This is a genomic window from Actinoplanes sp. NPDC023714 (genome assembly GCF_040639855.1).
GTDB lineage: Bacteria > Actinomycetota > Actinomycetes > Mycobacteriales > Micromonosporaceae > Actinoplanes.
Genome location: NZ_JBFAAR010000005.1, coordinates 323,066 through 340,899, shown reverse-complemented (window position 1 = coordinate 340,899; position 17,834 = coordinate 323,066). Strand labels below are relative to the sequence as shown.

At 70.6% G+C, this 17,834-nt stretch carries 17 protein-coding genes; 6 read left to right on the top strand and 11 right to left on the bottom strand.

The annotated features are described in order from the left end of the window. Positions 1 to 60: 60 nt before the first annotated feature. The 7 genes from AB0G10_RS24315 to AB0G10_RS24285 form a co-directional block, all read right to left on the bottom strand. A complete protein-coding gene (locus AB0G10_RS24315) occupies positions 61 to 1,095 on the bottom strand; it encodes an ATP-binding protein (RefSeq protein ID WP_360926453.1) in 1,035 nt (344 codons plus the stop codon). 11 nt (positions 1,096 to 1,106) lie between these two features. Then, complete coding sequence (locus AB0G10_RS24310; RefSeq protein WP_360925818.1) at positions 1,107 to 1,790, bottom strand: response regulator transcription factor; 684 nt, start codon at positions 1,788 to 1,790, stop codon at positions 1,107 to 1,109. 180 nt (positions 1,791 to 1,970) lie between these two features. Beyond that, complete coding sequence (locus AB0G10_RS24305; RefSeq protein WP_360925815.1) at positions 1,971 to 2,708, bottom strand: LytTR family DNA-binding domain-containing protein; 738 nt, start codon at positions 2,706 to 2,708, stop codon at positions 1,971 to 1,973. Next, a complete protein-coding gene (locus AB0G10_RS24300; RefSeq protein WP_360925813.1) occupies positions 2,705 to 3,901 on the bottom strand; it encodes a histidine kinase in 1,197 nt (398 codons plus the stop codon). The genes AB0G10_RS24305 and AB0G10_RS24300 overlap by 4 nt, the downstream gene beginning before the upstream one ends. Before the next feature lie 533 nt (positions 3,902 to 4,434). After that, positions 4,435 to 5,100 (bottom strand): hypothetical protein, encoded by a 666-nt coding sequence (locus tag AB0G10_RS24295; RefSeq protein ID WP_360925810.1) that lies wholly within the window; start codon positions 5,098 to 5,100, stop codon positions 4,435 to 4,437. A 142-nt stretch (positions 5,101 to 5,242) separates the two neighbouring features. Then, positions 5,243 to 6,832, bottom strand: a complete 1,590-nt coding sequence (locus AB0G10_RS24290; RefSeq protein WP_360925807.1) for a sugar transferase — start codon at positions 6,830 to 6,832, stop codon at positions 5,243 to 5,245. 166 nt (positions 6,833 to 6,998) lie between these two features. Continuing rightward, positions 6,999 to 7,859: a DNA-formamidopyrimidine glycosylase family protein gene (locus AB0G10_RS24285; protein ID WP_360925804.1), complete on the bottom strand. Its 861-nt coding sequence runs from the start codon at positions 7,857 to 7,859 to the stop codon at positions 6,999 to 7,001. A gap of 24 nt (positions 7,860 to 7,883) precedes the next feature. Between AB0G10_RS24285 and AB0G10_RS24280 the strand changes: the two genes are divergently transcribed. Together AB0G10_RS24280 and AB0G10_RS24275 are read left to right on the top strand one after the other, a co-directional pair. Next, positions 7,884 to 9,071, top strand: coding sequence for a glycosyltransferase (locus AB0G10_RS24280; protein ID WP_360925802.1), 1,188 nt, complete (start codon positions 7,884 to 7,886; stop codon positions 9,069 to 9,071). A 31-nt stretch (positions 9,072 to 9,102) separates the two neighbouring features. Next, positions 9,103 to 10,593 carry an arylsulfotransferase family protein gene (locus AB0G10_RS24275; protein WP_360925799.1) on the top strand — a complete coding sequence of 497 codons (1,491 nt, stop codon included), beginning with the start codon at positions 9,103 to 9,105 and terminating at the stop codon, positions 10,591 to 10,593. On the opposite strand, the gene AB0G10_RS24270 is transcribed toward AB0G10_RS24275, so the two are convergent. The 3 genes from AB0G10_RS24270 to AB0G10_RS24260 are packed head-to-tail and all read right to left on the bottom strand — an operon-like array spanning position 10,590 to position 13,067. After that, positions 10,590 to 11,312, bottom strand: coding sequence for a CDP-alcohol phosphatidyltransferase family protein (locus AB0G10_RS24270; RefSeq protein WP_360925796.1), 723 nt, complete (start codon positions 11,310 to 11,312; stop codon positions 10,590 to 10,592). The two genes, AB0G10_RS24275 and AB0G10_RS24270, sit on opposite strands and share 4 nt — an antisense overlap. Continuing rightward, on the bottom strand, positions 11,287 to 12,348 hold the full coding sequence (locus tag AB0G10_RS24265; protein WP_360925793.1) for an iron-containing alcohol dehydrogenase family protein: 1,062 nt from the start codon (positions 12,346 to 12,348) through the stop codon (positions 11,287 to 11,289). Before AB0G10_RS24265 ends, AB0G10_RS24270 begins: the two co-directional genes overlap by 26 nt. Continuing rightward, positions 12,336 to 13,067, bottom strand: a complete 732-nt coding sequence (locus AB0G10_RS24260; RefSeq protein ID WP_360925790.1) for a phosphocholine cytidylyltransferase family protein — start codon at positions 13,065 to 13,067, stop codon at positions 12,336 to 12,338. The genes AB0G10_RS24265 and AB0G10_RS24260 overlap by 13 nt, the downstream gene beginning before the upstream one ends. Positions 13,068 to 13,174: 107 nt before the next feature. On the opposite strand from AB0G10_RS24260, the gene AB0G10_RS24255 reads away from it, so the two are divergent. The 3 genes from AB0G10_RS24255 to AB0G10_RS24245 all read left to right on the top strand — a co-directional run bounded on the left by AB0G10_RS24255 (position 13,175) and on the right by AB0G10_RS24245 (position 16,532). Continuing rightward, the gene (locus AB0G10_RS24255; protein WP_360925787.1) at positions 13,175 to 14,269 is read left to right on the top strand and encodes a PLP-dependent aminotransferase family protein; all 1,095 of its coding nucleotides are present in this window, start codon (positions 13,175 to 13,177) and stop codon (positions 14,267 to 14,269) included. 95 nt (positions 14,270 to 14,364) lie between these two features. Further along, positions 14,365 to 15,492: a magnesium and cobalt transport protein CorA gene (locus AB0G10_RS24250; RefSeq protein ID WP_360925784.1), complete on the top strand. Its 1,128-nt coding sequence runs from the start codon at positions 14,365 to 14,367 to the stop codon at positions 15,490 to 15,492. Between the two features lie 29 nt (positions 15,493 to 15,521). Beyond that, positions 15,522 to 16,532: a type VII secretion protein EccB gene (locus AB0G10_RS24245; RefSeq protein WP_360925782.1), complete on the top strand. Its 1,011-nt coding sequence runs from the start codon at positions 15,522 to 15,524 to the stop codon at positions 16,530 to 16,532. Between the two features lie 5 nt (positions 16,533 to 16,537). On the opposite strand, the gene AB0G10_RS24240 is transcribed toward AB0G10_RS24245, so the two are convergent. Continuing rightward, the gene (locus AB0G10_RS24240; protein WP_360925780.1) at positions 16,538 to 17,092 is read right to left on the bottom strand and encodes a hypothetical protein; all 555 of its coding nucleotides are present in this window, start codon (positions 17,090 to 17,092) and stop codon (positions 16,538 to 16,540) included. A gap of 194 nt (positions 17,093 to 17,286) precedes the next feature. Between AB0G10_RS24240 and AB0G10_RS24235 the strand changes: the two genes are divergently transcribed. Next, positions 17,287 to 17,811: a peptidylprolyl isomerase gene (locus AB0G10_RS24235; protein ID WP_127544167.1), complete on the top strand. Its 525-nt coding sequence runs from the start codon at positions 17,287 to 17,289 to the stop codon at positions 17,809 to 17,811. The last annotated feature ends 23 nt before the right edge of the window (positions 17,812 to 17,834 follow it).

Below are 17,834 nucleotides of genomic sequence, written 5' to 3'. Positions count from 1 at the left end.
TTGTCCGGCCGGTAGGGCTGGAGGTGCCGTAGTCATGACTTTTCGCCTTTCGCGCTCTTGTCAGGCGTCGAGGGGAAGACGTACCTGGATGTGGCAGCCGCGGTCGCCGTCCGGCTCGACCACGGCGATGGTTCCCCGGTGCATCTGCACCACCCAGCGGGCGATCGCCAGGCCGAGGCCGGTGCCGCCGCCGGTGGCCCGCTCGCCCCGGGTGAAGCGTTCGAAGACCCGTTCCCGTTCGCCGGCCGGGATGCCCTCGCCCTGGTCCACCACGGCGAGCAGCAGATGTTCGGCACGGCGCTCGGCGCGTACCGTGACGGTCCCGCCGGCCGGGCTGTGCCGGGCCGCGTTGTCCAGCAGGTTCGCGAGGACCTGATGCAGCCGCTCGCGGTCGCCGGAGATCGCCATGCCGGGCGCCGACACCTCGAACCGCACGGTGTCGCCGGCGTTCATGGCTGCCTCCCGCACGGCCGTCTCGAGGAAGGCCGGCACGTCGATGACGTCCCGGCGCAGCGGCACGACGCCGGCGTCCAGACGCGACAGGTCGAGCAGATCGGTCACCAGCCGGCTCAGCCGCTGGGTCTGTGCCAGGGCCGTGCTCATCGTCTCCGGCTCCGGGTCGGCCACCCCGTCGACGATGTTCTCCAGCAGGCCCTGGAGTGCCGTGATCGGCGTACGCAGCTCGTGCGAGACGTTCGCGATCAGCTCGCGCCGCTGCCGGTCCGCGGCCGCGAGGTCGGCGGCCATCTGGTTGAACGCGGTGGCGAGCTCGCCCACCTCGTCCTGCGAGCGGGTCCGGATCCGGCGGGTGTAGTCGCCGCGGGCCATCGCCCGGGCCGCCACCGTCATCTCGCGCAGCGGCGTGGTCGCCCCGTGCGCCATGACCTGCAGCGTCACCAGACCGAGGGCGGCCGCGATGGCGATCCAGAGCAGGTCGATCCGATAGAAGTCGATGCTCCAGAGGAAGACCAGCAGGCCGATGCCGCCGGCGAAGCCGAGGGCCAGCGAGAGCTTCGCCTTGATCGACCGGACCGGGTCGAGCGGCCTCGGGAGCCAGCCGAACGCCCGCTCGGCGACGTCGTGGACGAACTGCATGAAACGGGCGGTCACCGGTCGACCTCGAGCGCGTACCCGACGCCGTGCACCGTGCGGATCAGGTCGGCGCCGAGCTTGCGGCGCAGCGCCTTGATGTGGCTGTCGACGGTGCGGGTGCCGGACGCGTCGGCCCAGCCCCAGACGTCGGCGAGCAGGCGCTCCCGGGGCAGGACCGTGCGCGGCCGGCCGGCCAGGTGCACCAGCAGGTCGAACTCGGTGGGGGTGAGGTGCGCCTCGACGCCGCCGCGGAACACCCGGCGCTCGGCCCGGTTGATCTCCAGGTCGCCGAGGTGGATCGCGTTCTCCACGGTGACCCGGGCCTTGTCGGCCCGCCGGACCAGGGCGTTCACCCGGGCCGCCAGTTCCCGCATGGAGAACGGCTTCGACATGTAGTCGTCCGCCCCGACCGCGAGCCCGACCAGCAGATCCGTCTCGTCGCCACGGGCGGTGAGCATGAGTACGGGCACCGGCCGCTCCGCCTGGATCCGCCGGCACACCTCCAGGCCGTCGAAGCCCGGCAGCATGACGTCGAGCACGACGACGTCCGGCCGGCCGGTCCGGGCCGCCTCCACCGCGGCCGGGCCGTCACCCACCACGTGGACCCGGAAGCCCTCGGCGCGCAGACGGGCGGCCACGGCGTCCGCGATGGCCCGATCGTCCTCGACCACGAGGACCCGCCGCTCGGTCGTCTCCACGCTCCGCACTCCCACTCGTTCCCGCCTCCGCTGTGATTCAGCAGCTTAAAGACCTGCTGGGGAGAGGAGGCGGTGGAGTTGTGAACGATCTGTGGAGACGATCCGGGAATTAAGGAAAGCGGCTCCAGCCTGTGGATAACTCTGTGGGAAAGCCTGTGGGCCTGTGGACAACCGTGTGGATTAACGGGTCCAGTCGTGCTTCACGGCCCTGATCAGACGATCTTTCAGCTCTCGGGTGTGCCGCCGGCTGACCGGGAGCTCGACGCCGTCCACCGATACGACGTATCCCGAGTTGGTCAGCCTGAGCTCGGTCACCAGCCGGAGCTGGACCAGGTAGGAGCGGTGGATCCGGACGAACCCGGCATTGGCCCAGCGTTCGGCGAGCGTGGCGAGCGACACCCGGACCAGATGGGAGGTCTCCCCGGTGTGCAGCCGCGCATAATCGCCCTGCGCCTCCACCCACCGCACCGACGACCGGGGCAGCATCCGCGTCGTGCCGGCCAGCTCCACCGGGATCGCCGGCTCGTCCGGCGGCAGCACCGGCGCGGGCGCGGCACGCAGGCCGGCCACCCGGCGCAGCGACTCGCCGAGGCGCTCGGCCCGCACCGGCTTGCGGACGTAATCGGTCACCCCCAGGTCGAACGCGTCCACCGCGCCGTCGTCGTAGGCGGTCACGAACACGATCGCCGGCGGCTGGGCGAAGCGGCGCAGGATGCGGGCCAGTTCCATGCCGTCGAGGCCGGGCATCCGGATGTCCAGGAAGACGGCGTCCACCTCGGTGTCGCGGAGCACGCGCAGCGCCTCGGTGGCGTCGCCGGCCCGGTGCACGTGCGCGACCCGGCCGTCCGCGTTCAGCAGGTAGGCCAGCTCGTCGAGGGCCGGTGGCTCGTCGTCGACGGCCAGGACGACGAGGCTCATGCCCTGACCTGCGGATGGAATTTCGGCACGCGCATGCTCACCTTCGTACCCGCCCCGGGAGCGGTCTCCACCACGAGGCCGTTGTGGTCGCCGAAGACGCTCCGCAGCCGTTCGTCCACGTTCACCAGGCCGACGTGCTGGCCGTCCTCGTCGCCGTCGTTGCCCCGGAGCGCGAACACCGCCGGATCCATGCCCACCCCGTCATCCTCGACCGTGATGTGACACTCGGCGCCGGCGTCACGAGCTTCGATGCTCACCATACCGACGCCGGGCTTGCGGGACAGGCCGTGCCGGACGGCGTTCTCGACGAGCGGTTGCAGGCAGAGGAACGGCAGGCCCACCGGCAGCACCTCGGGCGCGATCTGGAGGCGTACCTGAAGGCGGTCGCCGAACCGGGCGCGTTCGATCATCAGATAGCGGTCGATCGACCGCAGCTCCTCGGCCAGCGTCGTGAACTCGCCGTGCGCCCGGAACGAGTAGCGGGTGAACTCGGCGAACTCCAGGATCAGCTCCCGGGCCCGCTCCGGGTCGGTCCGGACGAACGAGGCGATCGCGGTGAGGGCGTTGTAGATGAAGTGCGGGCTGATCTGCGCCCGCAGCGCCCGCACCTCGGCCCGCGCCAGCCGTTCCCGCGACGACTCCAGCTCGGCGAGCGCCAGCTGCGAACCGGCCCACCGCGCGGCCTCCAGCGTCGCCTGCACGAGCCCCGGCGCCGGCTGATCGTCGGCCACCGCCACCAGCGCGGCGTCGGCACTGCCGTCCGGTCCGGCCAGCGGCGCGATCACGGCGCCGCGCACCACACAATCCACGCGGTCACAAGGCAGATCAGACCCATTGAGTACGACGGACCGCTGCATCGACGTAGCCCTCCGGGCCGCGGCCGTCAGCTGTTCCTCATGGTGAGCGCCGCGGCCGTCGTACCCGAGGCTCCGCTGCCCGTCCGTGATCGCCATCCCGACCGCGCCCACCAGCGTCCGCAGATGCCGCACCGCCTTGCCGGCGCTGGCCGTGGTGAGCCCGGCCCGCAGCGGTTCGGCGGCCAGCGCGGCCGTGTGCAACACGTCGTAGGTGGCCCGCTGCATGGCCGTCGCGATCCCCCGCCGAGCGCGGAGCCGGACCGTCGCGACGACGGCAGCCACGAGCGCCACGAGAACGGCCAGCACCGCGACCACACTGCCAACCTGTCCCGCCACGCACGAATGTTCGCGCGTCCGCCCCCCGAAATCCATCCCACCGTGTTGAGTGCCGGTGCAATCCGAGCCCCAACTCAACACACGGCGGTGCGAGCGCGGCAGCGTGTTGAGTTCGGGTGCAATCCGTGCCTCAACTCAACACGCAACGGTGTGGGCGCGGCGGTGTGTTGGGTTGGGGTTCGATTCGTGCCGCAACTCGACACGCAACGGTGTGGGCGCGGCAGCGTGTTGAGTTCGGGCGCAATCCGTGCCTCAACTCGACACGCAACGGTGTGGGCGCGGCGGCGTGTTGAGTTCGGGTGCAATCCGTGCCTCAACTCGACACGCAACGGTGTGGGTGCGGCGGCGTGTTGAGTTCGGGTCCGATCCGTGCCTCAACTCGACACGCAACGGTGTGGGCGCGGCGGCGTGTTGAGTTCGGGTCCGATTCGTGCCTCAACTCGACACGCAACGGTGTGGGTGCGGCGGCGTGTTGAGTTCGGGTCTGATGCGTGTCGACGATCGACTTGATGGAACTGCGGGAGCTTGGGGTGTCAGGGGGCCAGGAAGGCCTGGATCAGGGCTCGGGTTCGGGGTGGCAAGGCTACGGCGCTTGCGGGGTTGCGCGGGGCGTCATCCGCGTCCGGGATGGCGTCGTGCCAGGAGGTGTGGCCCCAGTAGTGGACCTCGTCGGAGAGGGCCGCCTCGGCCACCTCGGTCACCGGGCCGGTCGCGCCCAGCGTCCGCAGCGCTTCGGCCACGGTCGCGGTGGCCTCGGGGGTGGCCGCCGACTCGTCGCCGAAGGCCGGCATCAGCAGGAGGAGGGCCTGGGCACGGCTCCGAGGGGTGGGCTGGTGGGTGGCTATGGCCCGCAGGTCCTGCCAGGAGAAGGCCGGGCCGGTCTGGTGGCCGTCGAGCGCCGCCAGGGGGATGGAGTCCTGGTCGCCGCCCGGGAGGAGCAGGTAGTCGATGCCGCCGTCGTCCGGGTCGTTGCGGAAGACGACCGCCAGCTCGGCTTCGCTCGCCAGGGGGAGGCGGATCACCGGCCAGGCCGACTCGTCGAGGAGTTCGGGCAGGAAGCTCTCATCGGTCGTGGACCAGATCTCTTCGAGCAGGTTGTCGTCGTCGGGGATGAGGTGCTCGCGCCACAGCCAGGCCCAGAAGCCCGGGCGTTCGAGGAGGTGCCGGCCGTCGACCAGCGGGGCTTCGGGAAGCAGCATCGCGGAATCTCCGGGACTGATAGGAGAGGGGCGCAACCACTCACGCAGGTCGCCGGGCGCGGGAGCGCAGCGACTCCGCGCCCGGCCCTCGGCGTGAGCGGCGGTCTGTACCCACCGCCCCGCTGCGACAAGAACTTGATCTTTAGTAGGCGCCCTTGCGCTTGAGGACCACCCAGATCGTGCGCCAGAGGATCGACAGGTCGTAGGTGAGGGACCAGTTGTCGACGTAGTAGAGGTCGAGGCGGACCGCTTCGTCCCAGGAGAGGTCGGAACGGCCGGAGACCTGCCACAGGCCGGTGATGCCCGGGCGGACCAGCAGGCGGCGGCGGACGTCGCCCAGGTAGTCGCCGTCGTCGGCGGGGAGCGGGCGCGGGCCGACCAGGGACATCTCGCCCTTGAGCACGTTGATCAGCTGGGGGAGCTCGTCGAGGGAGGTGGCGCGCAGCTTCTGCCCGAACGCGAAGATCCGCGGGTCGTGCTTCATCTTGAAGAGCATGCCGTCGGACTCGTTGAGCTCCTCGAGCGTGGCCTTGCGCTCCTCGGCGTCCACATACATGGTCCGGAACTTCCAGACCCGGAAGGTGCGGCCGTCGTGGCCGACGCGGGTCTGGCGGAAGAAGACCGGGCCCGGGTCGGAGAGGCGGATGCCGAGCGCGATGACCGCGAGGATCGGGCTGATCAGCAGCAGGCCGAGGCCGGCGGCGACCCGGTCCATCAGGTTCTTGATGAGCCAGCCGGGGCCGGAGAGGGTGGGCTCCTCGACGTGCAGCAGCGGGAGGCCCTCGATCGGGCGGATGTGCACGCGCGGGCCGGCGATGTCGGTGAGCTGCGGGGCGACCACCAGGTCGACACCGGTGCCCTCCAGCTGCCAGGCCAGGCGGCGCAGCTCGCCGGGCTCGGCGCTGGCCGAACCGCAGACCGCGATCGTGTCGGCGCCGACCTCGCGGACCAGCGACAGCACGTCCCGGCCCGCGTAGATCGGGACCGGGGTCTCGATGCCGCGGGCCGCCGCGTAGCCGTCGGTCAGGTGGATCGCGACCGGGATGAGGCCGGCGGCCGGGCTGCGCGTGACGTGGGTGTAGACCTCGAGCGCCTCGGGCAGGGTGCCGACCAGGATCATCCGGTGCGCGCCGTGACCGGTACGACGCCGCGAATAGTGCAGGATCTGCCGGGCCATCGCGCGGTTGACCAGGATGAGCACCAGCGCGCTCAGCGACACCGTCGCGACCGTGCCACGGGACAGGTCGGTCTTGGTGGCGAACGCGAGCAGGGACACGCTGGCCACCACGGTGACCGAGGTCCGGACGACCCGCTTGAACTCCTCGCTGCCCAGACCGAGATAGCGCCGGTCGTAGGTGCCGTTCGTCCAGAGCAGGAGCAGCCAGCCGAGCGGCAGCACGACGTAGGCGAAGAAGTTGAACAGCTCGATGCCGTCGAAGAGGCCCCACGAGCGGTTGATGAAACCGCTCTTCGACTTCTCCAGCAGGGTGTCCGCGATGTAGCTCGCCACCAGGGCGGAGAGCAGATCGACGATCACCAGGGCGAAGGTGTAGGGCCGGTGCCAGCGGTTCAGGCGGCGGTGCTGCCGGGTCCAGGCGGACCGGGGTACGCCGTTGCTCGGCGGCGGCGTCTGCTGCCACTCGAAGCTGTCGTACCCCACGGGCTGGCTCCGGCTGCTGTCGGTTGTTGGGCGATGCAGGCTAGTCGTCACTTCGCCTACGTCCTCCCGCATCCGGAAAAAGATTACGCACCGCCACGACCTTTGGATCGTCGGCGGGTCCGCCGATACCCGTTCGCGTCACAACGGTTGCCAGGGACCGGGCCACTATACCGATGGATTGCCCGGAGAGAAGGTGACGTTGTGGCGGCAATCCCGCTGCGTACGCTCAGTAATCGGATCATCGCACCAGTTTGGAGAGCCGGCGGTCGGCAAGGGGCTTGCCGCCGGTCTGGCACGTCGGGCAGTACTGCAGGCTCTTGTCGGCGAACGAGACCTCGCGGACCGTGTCGCCGCAGACCGGGCAGGGCAGGCCGGTGCGGGCGTGCACCCGCATCCCGGCGCGCTTCTCACCCTTGAGCTCGGCCGCCTTCTGCCCCACCGAGCGCTCGACGGCATCGGTCTCCACTTCACGCATCGCCTCGTACAACGAGGTGATCTGGTCTTCGGTGAGCTTGCCGGTCAGGGCGAACGGGGACATCTTCGCCACGTGGAGGATCTCGTCGGAGTAGGCGTTGCCGATCCCCGCGATGACCTCCTGGTTTGTAATGATTCCCTTAATTTGTCCGTTTTGTGACTTGAGTCGCGCTGCGAACTCGTCCCGGGAGACCGCGAGCGCGTCCGGACCGAGGCGGGCCACGCCGGGCACCTCCTGCGGATCGTGGACCAGGTAGGCGGCGAGCGACTTCTGCGTCCCGGCCTCGGTCAGGTCGAAGCCCGAGCCGTCGTCGAGGCGCACCCGGATCGCGATCGGGCCGCTGCCCGGCTTGAGCGGGGCCGGCGACTTGAACGAGTCGCGGTAGTGCAGCCAGCCGGCGCGGGCCAGGTGGACGACGAGATGGATCTCCGGGCCGATGCCGACGTCGAGGAACTTGCCGTGCCGGCCCGCGCTGGTCACCGCGAGGTCCTTCAGGGCGGAGGGCGCTGGAGCGTACGTCTTCAGCGCGCTGAACGAGGCCACTTCGAAGCGTTCCACGGTGTGGCCGACCGCGCGCTCACGCAGGTATGCGGCGAGCGCCTCGACCTCGGGGAGTTCGGGCACCACCTCACGGTAGCGTCTCGCCCCATGAAGGTGGTGGTAGCGCACAACCGGTACCGCGAGGCGATCCCGTCCGGCGAGAACGTCATCGTCGACACCGAGATCGGCCAGTTGCGGGAGGCCGGGGTCCAGGTCGTGCCGTTCCAGCGGAGTAGCGATTCGATCTCGGGCCTTCCCCCCGTGCAGAAAGCGCTACTACCGATCTATCCGATCTATGGGGTCTCCGCGCAGAAAGATCTCGCGGCGCTCTTGCAGGCGGAGCGACCCAACGTCCTGCACCTGCACAACCCCTACCCCCTGCTCTCCCCCTGGGTGATCCGCACGGCGCACGCCCACGGCGTCCCGGTCGTCCAGACCGTCCACAACTACCGGCAGGTCTGCTCGTCGGGGCTCTACTTCCGGGACGGCCACAACTGCCGGGACTGCCGCGGCAAGGTCCTCGGCTGGCCGGCGATCAAGCACCGCTGCTACCGCGGCTCCGCGGCGCAGAGCGCGATCATGGCGACCACGCTGGCCGTGCACCGGCCCACCTGGCATTCGGTGGACCGCTACATCGCGCTGACCGACAAGATCGCCGCGCATCTCGTGGACTACGGGGTACCGCCCGAGCGGATCGTCATCAAGCCCAACGGGCTGCCCGACCCGGGTACGCCGGCGCCCCTCGGCGACGGCTTCCTCTACGGCGCGAGACTCTCCCCGGAGAAGGGGCTGGGCCTGCTGCTCGACGCCTGGAACCGGCACCCGGACGGCGCCCTCGGGGTGCTCCGGATCGCCGGCGACGGCGAGCTGCGCCCGCTGGCCGAGCAGGCCGCCGCCGCCCGCTCCGACGTGATCTACCTGGGACCGCTCGACCGGGCCGGGATGATCGCCGCCCGGAACGCCTCGGCCGTCGTCGTCGCGACGCCCACCTGGGAGGACGTCCTGCCCACGGTGATCCTCGAGGCGATGTCCTCGGGCCGGGCCGTGCTGGGTACGGCGGTCGGCGGGATCCCGTACATGGTCGGCGAGGGCCCCGAGGCGGCCGGCTGGCTGGCCGAGCCCGACCCGGCCGCGCTCGCCGCCGTGCTGCCTGCCGCCCGGGACGGCGCGGCGCACGCCGCCCGCCAGGCGCGGGAGCGGTACCTGCGGCACTTCCACCCGGACGTGCTGACGAAGCGGCTCATCGAGATCTACGCCGACATGAACTCACAGAATTCACAGCGGACGTCGAGATAGTTCTCGATCCGGCCGGGGAAGACTTCGCGGCGTGACCATTTCTCGTCGCGCCCTGCTCACCGGTTCGGCCGCCGTCACCGTGCTCGCCGCCGGCGGGGGATACCTCGCCGGCCGCCGCCACGAGCCGGAAGCCGCAGCCCCGGCACCGGCGGCCCCGCCCAAGTACCGCTCCCGGCCGGACCTCGACCTGCTCCCCGACGTCACCGTCACGACGCCGGGATCCTCCGGCGGCCTGATCTTCCTGACCCCGTTCGCCGCGACGGCGCTGCGCGGCCCGCTCATCGTCGACGAGCGGGGCTCGCCGGTCTGGTTCCGGAAGGTGCCCGACCCGGCCACCGTCGCCATCGACTTCAAGCCGCAGACCTACCGGGGCCGGCCGGTGCTGACCTGGTGGGAGGGGACCATCGGCGGCACCGGCGGGCAGGGCGTGGGCCAGGGCGAGTTCGTGGTGGCCGACCAGGCGTACCGGGAGATCACCCGGATCCGGGCGGCCGGCACCGAGCAGGCCGACCAGCACGACCTCGTCCTCACCGACCGGGGCACGGCGCTGTTCTGGGTCTACGACCCGGTGGCGTACGACCTGACGGCGCTCGGCGGGCCGGCCGACGGGGTCCTGCACGACGGCGTCCTCCAGGAGATCGACGTGGCGACCGGCCGCAAGGTGTTCGAGTGGCGGGCCCGCGACCATGTGGACGTCGCCGAGTCGTACGCTCCGCTGCCCCAGGGCGACTCGGCCCATCTCCCCTACGACTACCTGCACCCGAACTCGGTGAGCCTGGACACCGACGGGCATCTGCTGCTCTCCGCGCGGCACACCTGGGCGGTCTACAAGGTGCACCGGACGACCGGCGAGGTGATCTGGCGGATCGGCGGCAAGAAGTCCGATCTGCGGGTCGACGAGCGGTCGGCGTTCTCCTGGCAGCACGACTTCCAGCGGCGCCGGGACGGCTCCTACAGCGTGTTCGACAACGGCGCCGGGATCAGTGTCGAGCGGGAGTACTCGCGCGGCCTGGTCTTCCGGGTGGACGAGAAGGCGCGGACGGTCACGTTCGCGGCCGAGTACGTGCACCCGGAACGGCTCTCCGCGCCGACCCAGGGCAACTTCCGGGAACTGGCCGACGGCGGCTCGTTCGTGGGCTGGGGGCAGCAACCGCACTTCACCGAGCACGCGGCGGACGGGACCGTGCGGCTGGCCGGGCACCTTCCCGCGGACAACCAGTCGTATCGGGCGTACAAGGCGGAGTGGGCCGCCGCGGCGCAGGACCAGCCGGCGCTCGGCCTGCGGGTCGAGGGCGGGAACACGATCGTCAGCGCCAGCTGGAACGGGCACACCGGGGTGCGGCGGTGGCGGGCGCGCTCCGGCGGCCAGCCGGGCCGGCTCGCGGCGTCCGCGGAGGCCGAGCGGGCCGGTTTCGAGACGACGTTCCCGGTGGCCGGGATTCCGGAATACGTCGTGGTGGAGGCGCTGGACGAAGCCGGTCAGGTGATCGGTTCGTCCAGCGCCATTCCGGTACGGGTCTAACCGCGGAGGGCTTCGCGGCCGGTGTGCGCGATGCTGGCCGCCAGGAATCCGCCGTTGACCAGGGTGAACAGCGCGACGAACCAGACCGTCCACTGCGGCGCCACGGTCAGCAGCACGCCCGCGACCGTCACCACGAACCCGTAGTCCCGGATCAGCTTGACCGCCCGTACTGGGAACGACGTGCTGGTCACCATGCTCGCCGCCTGGCTGCCGGTCTGCATCACCGAGGTGACCAGGTTGACCATCCAGGTGGCGGCGAAGGCGGCCAGCAGCCAGGCCGGGGTGTCCGGCTCCTGCGCCTTCGCGGTCGCCGCGAGCGCCGCGACCAGCGACGACTGCACCGCCACGTCGCACAGCACGTCGAGCCGGCCGCCGGCCGGGCTGGCCTGCCCGGTGACCCGCGCGAGCTGGCCGTCGGAGCAGTCGAACGCGTACGCCAGCTGCCAGCCGATCAGCGCGAGCAGGCCGACCGGCGCGGCCGGGAACCCGTCGGCCACCGGGCCGGCCGCCACGATCACGGCGAACGAGATGATGCAGCCCAGACCCAGGTTGAACACGGTCAGGACGGTCGGCGACAGGTGGTGCTTGTGCGCCCGCACCGCGATCTGCGCGCCGATCCGCTGGCTGACCGCCTCGCTGAAGAGGCCGCCGCCACGGTTGGCCGCGTAGTAGTCCGCCGCGGTCGGCGGGGCCTCAGCGGGCCGCGACGGCGTCGTCATAGTCGGCCAGCTTCCGGTGGATCTCCTCGGGCGTCATCGCGAGGTGCTCCAGGATCGTGTAGCGGTCGGGACGGGTCCGCGGCGCGAACTCGATGACCTTGACGAACTGCTCGGCGTCCAGGCCGACGTCGCCGGGGGTCCGCGGCAGCTGGTGCCGGGCCAGGCAGTCGGCCATCTGGCCGAACCGGCGCTCGTCGCCCCGCAGGAACGTGCAGAAGAGCGCGCCCAGGCCGGCCAGCTCACCGTGCGAGGCGGTGCCCGGGTAGAGCGAGTCGGTGGCGTGGATGATCTCGTGGCACCCGCCGCTGCAGGGCCGGCTGCTGCCGCTGACCGCCATCGCCAGGCCGCTGGAGATCAGCGCCTCGGCGAGCACCGTGACGAACGCGTCGTCGTTCATGTCGCCGGGCATCGACAGGATCGCCTCGGCGCCCATCCGGGACAGCGAGGACGCGATGCCGTCGACCGGCTCGCCCCGGACCTCGCGGCCCAGCTCCCAGTCGGCGAGCGCGCTGATGTTGCTGATCACGTCGCCGATGCCGGCCCGGTTGACCCGGTCCGGGCCGTTCTCCACGAAGTCCAGGTCGACGATGACGCCGAACGGGATGTGCACCCCGTACGACCCCTTGATGCCGTCGTTGACCAGGCTCGCCACCGGGGAGGCGATGCCGTCGTTGGCGAGGCTCGTCGCCACCGACACCATCGGCAGGCCCCAGCGGCTCGCCGCGTACTTCGCCGTGTCGACGGTCTTGCCGCCACCGATCCCGACCACCGCGTCGTAGTTGCCGGAGCGCAGCTTGTCGCCGAGCTCGAGCGCGGCGTCCAGCGTGCCGCCGCTGGTCACGTAGATGCCGGCGGACGCCAGCGACGGCCGGAGCAGGTCGACGATCTGCTCACCGATGCCCGGGCCGACCACCACGGCGACGTCGCCGCCGGAGGAGATGCGGCCGTCGGCAAGAATCTTGCCGAGGTCAGCGACCGCGCCCCGCCGCACCTCGATGTGCAGCGGGGTCTGGACGCTACGGGCTAGTAGCGGCATGCGATGTCCCGGGCCTTGGCCAGGTCGTCGTGGTTGTCGACCTCGACCCAGGGCAGGTCGCCGATGGAGGCGCCCCGGACCTCGCCGCCGCGGTCGGCGTAGACCTGGAAGCCGTCCTCGTAGTACTGGTCGGGGTTGGCCTCCCAGGTGGCCTTGAGCGCGTCGGCCAGCTTGCCGGCCGCGGACGCCTCGATGATGTTGGCGCCGATGTACTCGCCGTAGGCCTCGGAGGGGTCCATCAGCTTCGTAATCTTGGTGAGCTGGCCATCTTCATTGAAGACGGTCTTCATCTCCTCGTCGGCCAGCTTCTTCACAGTGTCGACAGCGAGAAGGATGCTCGGGCCGCGGTTGGCCAGCAGCGTGTGCTCCACGCTCACCGGGTGGACGGTGTCGCCGTTCACCATGAGCGCGCCCTGGGCGAAGTGGTCCCGGGCCAGCCACAGGGAGTAGGCGTTGTTCCACTCCTCGGCCTTGTCGTTGTGAACCAGGGAGATCTTCACGCCGTACTTCTGCTGGAACGCCTCGACCCGGGTCTCGACGGCCTCGGCGCGGTAGCCGACGACGATCGTGACGTCGGTCAGCCCCGCGGCCGCGAGGTTGCGCAGCGAGATGTCCATGATCGTGGTTTCCCCGTCAACCGGGACCAGCGCCTTCGGCAGCGTGTCCGTGTACGGGCGCAGCCTGCGCCCAGCGCCGGCGGCGAGTACCAAACCGATCATGGGGTGGTTCCTTCCAAACTAAAGGTATGAAGGTGCTCAGCGAGGATAGCCGCACTCGCAAGGACCACCGAGAAAATGGTATAGACCCAGCTTCTAAGCTGGGGACCATGACCGCTGAGCAGCTGATCTCCTTCGCCCGTGGCGCTCCGTCGCTGGACATCGTCGACGTGGAGGGCCTGAAGGCCGCCGCCGCCCGTGCTTTCGACGCCGACCCGGCCGGCGTGACCGCCTACGGCACCTCCGTCGGCTACCTCCCGCTGCGGAAGTGGATCGCCGACAAGCACAACGTCTCCCCCGACCAGGTCATCGTGACGAACGGCTCGCTCCAGGCCGACGCGTTCCTCTTCGGCCACCTGGTCCAGCCCGGCGACGACGTGGTCGTGGAGAAGCCGACCTACGACCGGACGCTGCTCAACCTGCAGAACCTCGGCGCCAAGGTGCACCAGGTGACGCTGCGCGAGGACGGCATCGACATCGACGAGCTGCGCGGTCTGCTCGAGTCCGGGGTGCGCCCGAAGCTCGCGCACATCATCCCGAACTACCAGAACCCGGCCGGCCTCACGCTGTCGCTGGAGAAGCGGCAGGCGCTGCTCGCCCTGGCCGCCCAGTACGAGTTCATCATCTTCGAGGACGACCCGTACGTGGACATCCGGTTCCGCGGCGAGCCGCTGCCCTCGATGCTGTCCCTGGACGGCGACAACACCGTGGTGCACGCCTCCAGCTTCACCAAGACGGTCTGCCCGGGCGTCCGGGTGGGTTACCTGGTCGGCCCGGCCGCGCTGATCGACGCGATCGCGAAGAAGGCCACCAACCTCTACATCTCCCCGGGCATGGTCTCCGAGGCGATCGTGCACCAGTTCTGCGTCTCCGGCGACATCGAGAAGTCGGTGCGGACCGTCAGCGCGGCGCTGGGCGAGCGGGCCCGGGTGCTGGCCGAGTCGATCCGCAAGCACATCCCCGGCGCGACGTTCACCGAGCCGGACGGCGGGTACTTCCTCTGGGTCGACCTCCCCGAGGACGTGGACGTGGACAAGCTGTTCCCGGCGGCCATGAAGAAGGGCGTCGCGGTCGTGAAGGGCAGCGACTTCCTGCTCGAGGGCGGCAAGAGCTCGCTGCGCCTGGCCTACTCCGCGGTCACCGTCGACCAGATCGACGAGGGCGTGCGCCGGATCGCCGAGGCGATCGAAGAGGTCCGAGGCTGATGTCACGCCGCGCCGGTCCGGGAGAACCCGGTCCGGCGCGGGGCCGAACGGGTAGCCTCGAACGGTTTGTCGGGTGATCCGGGGGAGGTTTCGACATGGCTGAGCGGGAACACGGCGCTTGGACCAAGGGCCGTCCTCTCGGGAAGCTCTGGGCCGACCGGATGCGGGCGATCAACCCGTTCGCCGCGAACGGCGACCACCCGGACCACGCCGGCCGGGACGGGCACCACACCTCGGTGGTCGACTGCGGCGTCTACGTGACCGGCGAGCGCCTCGCCGGTGAGTTCACCCCGGACCAGGCGCTGATCGAGGCGTCCCGCAAGGACGGGTTCGTCTGGCTGGGCCTGCACGAGCCGTCCGAGCACGAGATGGCCGCGATCGCCCGGACGTACGGGCTGCACGAGCTGGCCGTGGAGGACGCCGTCAAGGCCGAGCAGCGGCCCAAGCTGGAGCAGTTCGGCGCGGTCCACTTCCTGGTGCTGCGCACCGCCCGGTACGTGCCGCACCAGGAGCTCACCGAGAGCTCCCAGGTGGTCGAGACCGGCCAGATGATGATCTTCATAGGGGAACGGTTCGTCATCACGGTCCGGCACGGTGACGCGTCCGAGATGGCGCCGGTCCGGGCCGACCTGGAGACCCAGCGGGCCGCGCTGCTGGAGCAGGGGCCCTGGGCGGTGGCGTACGCGGTGACCGACCGGGTGGTCGACCACTACCTCGAGGTCGCCGACCAGGTGGAGGCCGACCTCGACATCATCGAGGAGGGCGTCTTCTCCCGGGACCGGACCGCCCCGATCCAGCAGATCTACCAGCTGAAGCGCGAGCTCGTGGAGTTCCGCCGCGCGGTGGTGCCGCTGCAGCGCCCGCTCGCCGCGATCACTTCCAGCCACGGCGTGGTACCCAAGGAGATCCGGCGGTACTTCCGGGACGTCCAGGACCACCTCACCCGGACCGTCGAGCAGGTGTCCTCCTACGACGACCTGCTCAACTCGATCCTGCAGGCGCGCCTCGCCCAGGTGACCGTCGACCAGAACAACGACATGCGGAAGATCGCCGCCTGGGCCGGTATCGCGACGGTCTGGACCGCGTTCGCCGGCATCTACGGCATGAACTTCGAATACATGCCGGAGCTGGGCTGGAAGTACGGCTATCCCGGCCTGGTGCTGATCCTCTCGGTCATCACGGTCCTGCTGTACCGGGCGTTCCGCCGCAACGGCTGGCTCTAGAGATCCATCTCCGCCGATAGGATCGGTGGGTGTCGGAGCTGCATTCGTACCGGTTCGCGGTGCAGCGTGTCGTCGCCGCGGTGATCGCGCACGACCCGGATCCACCGCGTCCGCCGCTGCGCCGCGCCGGGGTGACCGCCCTCGCGGGCCTGATCGTGGCCGCCGTGGCGCTGGCCCTGGCGGGCGCGTACGGCCTGGTCACCGGGCACAGCCGGACCTCGCCGACGGATCCGGGGGCGATCCTGCTCGACCGGGTGAGCGGCGCGCGCTACGTCTATCTGCCCGCCGACGGCCGGCTGCACCCGGTGCTCAACTACACGTCCGGGCTGCTGCTGGCGCAGGCCGAGCGGCCGGCCGTGAAGACGGTCCGCCCGGAGCGGCTGGCCGCGGTTCCGCTCGGGGAGCCGCTCGGCATCCCGGGAGCGCCGGATTCGCTGCCGGCCGCGTCCGAACTGCTGACCGGGCCGTGGTCGGTGTGCACGTCCGGGGGCAGGACGACGCTGCTGGTCGGCGAGGTGCCGAAGGGCGGCCCGGCGGGCGCTCTGCTGGTCCGGGACGGGTCCGGGCGTACCCATCTGATCGCCGAGGGCCGCCGTTTCCTGATCCCTTCCGGTCAGGCGCGCACCCTGGGTTGGTATGAGCCGTGGCCGGTCCCGTCCGCGTGGCTGGAGGCGATCCCGCCCGGTCCGGTGAAGGTCAAGCCCGGCCTTCCGGCCGCGATTCCCCAGCTGAGCGCGGCGCCGGCGAGTGCGTGCGTCACCCTTGCGGGCGACGAGGATCGAGCGATCGTACGGGCGGACGCGCCGTTCCCGTCGGGTTCACCGATAGCCGTGGCCCGTGGGCACGGCGCCGTCGTCACGACCGGCGGCGACGACGTGCACCTGGTCACCGACGCCGGGGTGCGGTTCGAGCTGGCGAGCCCCGATCTGCTCGGCCGTCTCGGGTATGCCGGAGTCTCACCCCTCCGGGTGCCGGAGCGGCTGCTGGCGTACCTGCCGGCCGGGCCGGCCCTGGATCCTGTCCGGGCCGGCCGAGCCTGACGGCGTTACCGGGGGTCCTGCTTGGTCGAGTCGGTGACCGTGCCGTTCGCCGTGGTGTAGACGACCGGCTCCACCGGCTCGAAGGCCGCGTCGTCCGCGCCGGCCGGGCGCGACGTGGCGGGCGCCGGCTCGTACTCGTCCCACTGCGACTCGCGGCGACGGCGTGCCACGTAGGCGGCGCCGAGGCCGACAGCGGTGCCGAGCAGCGCGTACCCGGCCAGCTTGCCCTTGCGGCCGGACTTGCGCCCGGTCGCCTTCTCGGCCTTCTTCCGCAGCTTCTCGGCCTGCTTCTGCTGGGCCTTGATCTGCTTCTTGGACTGCTTCTTGGTGGTCTTGCCGGCCTGCCGGACGTTGTCGGTGGCCGCCGTGACCAGCGGGGTCAGCGCGGCCAGGGCGCTGTCCCAGCTGTCCGTGGCGGTCTCCTTGGCCTTGACGGCCGCCGGCTGGACCCGGTCACGTGCCGCGTTGAACTTGGGCGAGACGGTGGCGCTCGTCTCGTGTGCGGCGATCGACGCGGCGCGCTTGAAGTGATCCACGCTCTGGCCGAGCTCGTTGCGCATCTTTGCCTTCCGGCGGTTGCGACGCAATGTTGCGAACACCAGTGCCCACCTCCTGTGGTCTTCTCCCAGGTAACCCTGTGCACTTCGTTGAGGCAATGTTGCCTTCTCGGGTACCCCCGCGCGGCCGGATCCCCGACATGGGGGAGGATCCGAATTGCACGAGAACAGTCCCATCACCGCAGACGGGAGTACCCGTGGCCGAGAACATTTACGCCACCCTGCACACCAATCACGGTGCGATCCGGCTCCAGCTCTTCCCGGATCACGCCCCGGCGACCGTCCGCAACTTCGTGGAGCTGGCCGAGGGCACCAAGGAGTACAAGGACCCGCGGACCGGTCAGACCGGCAGCGGCCCGTACTACGACGGCACCATCTCGCACCGGGTCATCGCCGGTTTCATGATCCAGCTGGGCGACCCGACCGGCACCGGCCGGGGCGGTCCCGGCTTCCAGTTCGGTGACGAGTTCCACCCGGAGCTCTCCTTCGACCGCCCGTACCTGCTCGCCATGGCGAACGCCGGCCCGGGCACGAACGGCTCGCAGTTCTTCATCACGGTGGCGCCGACCCCGCACCTGAACCGCCGGCACACGATCTTCGGTCAGGTCGCCGACGAGCAGTCCGCCAAGGTCGTCGACTCGATCGCGAACACCCCCACCGGCCCGGGCGACCGGCCGCGCGAGGACGTCGTGGTCGAGCGCGTGGAGATCGAGCGTTCCTGACAGCTCAAGGTACCTTTGGTGCC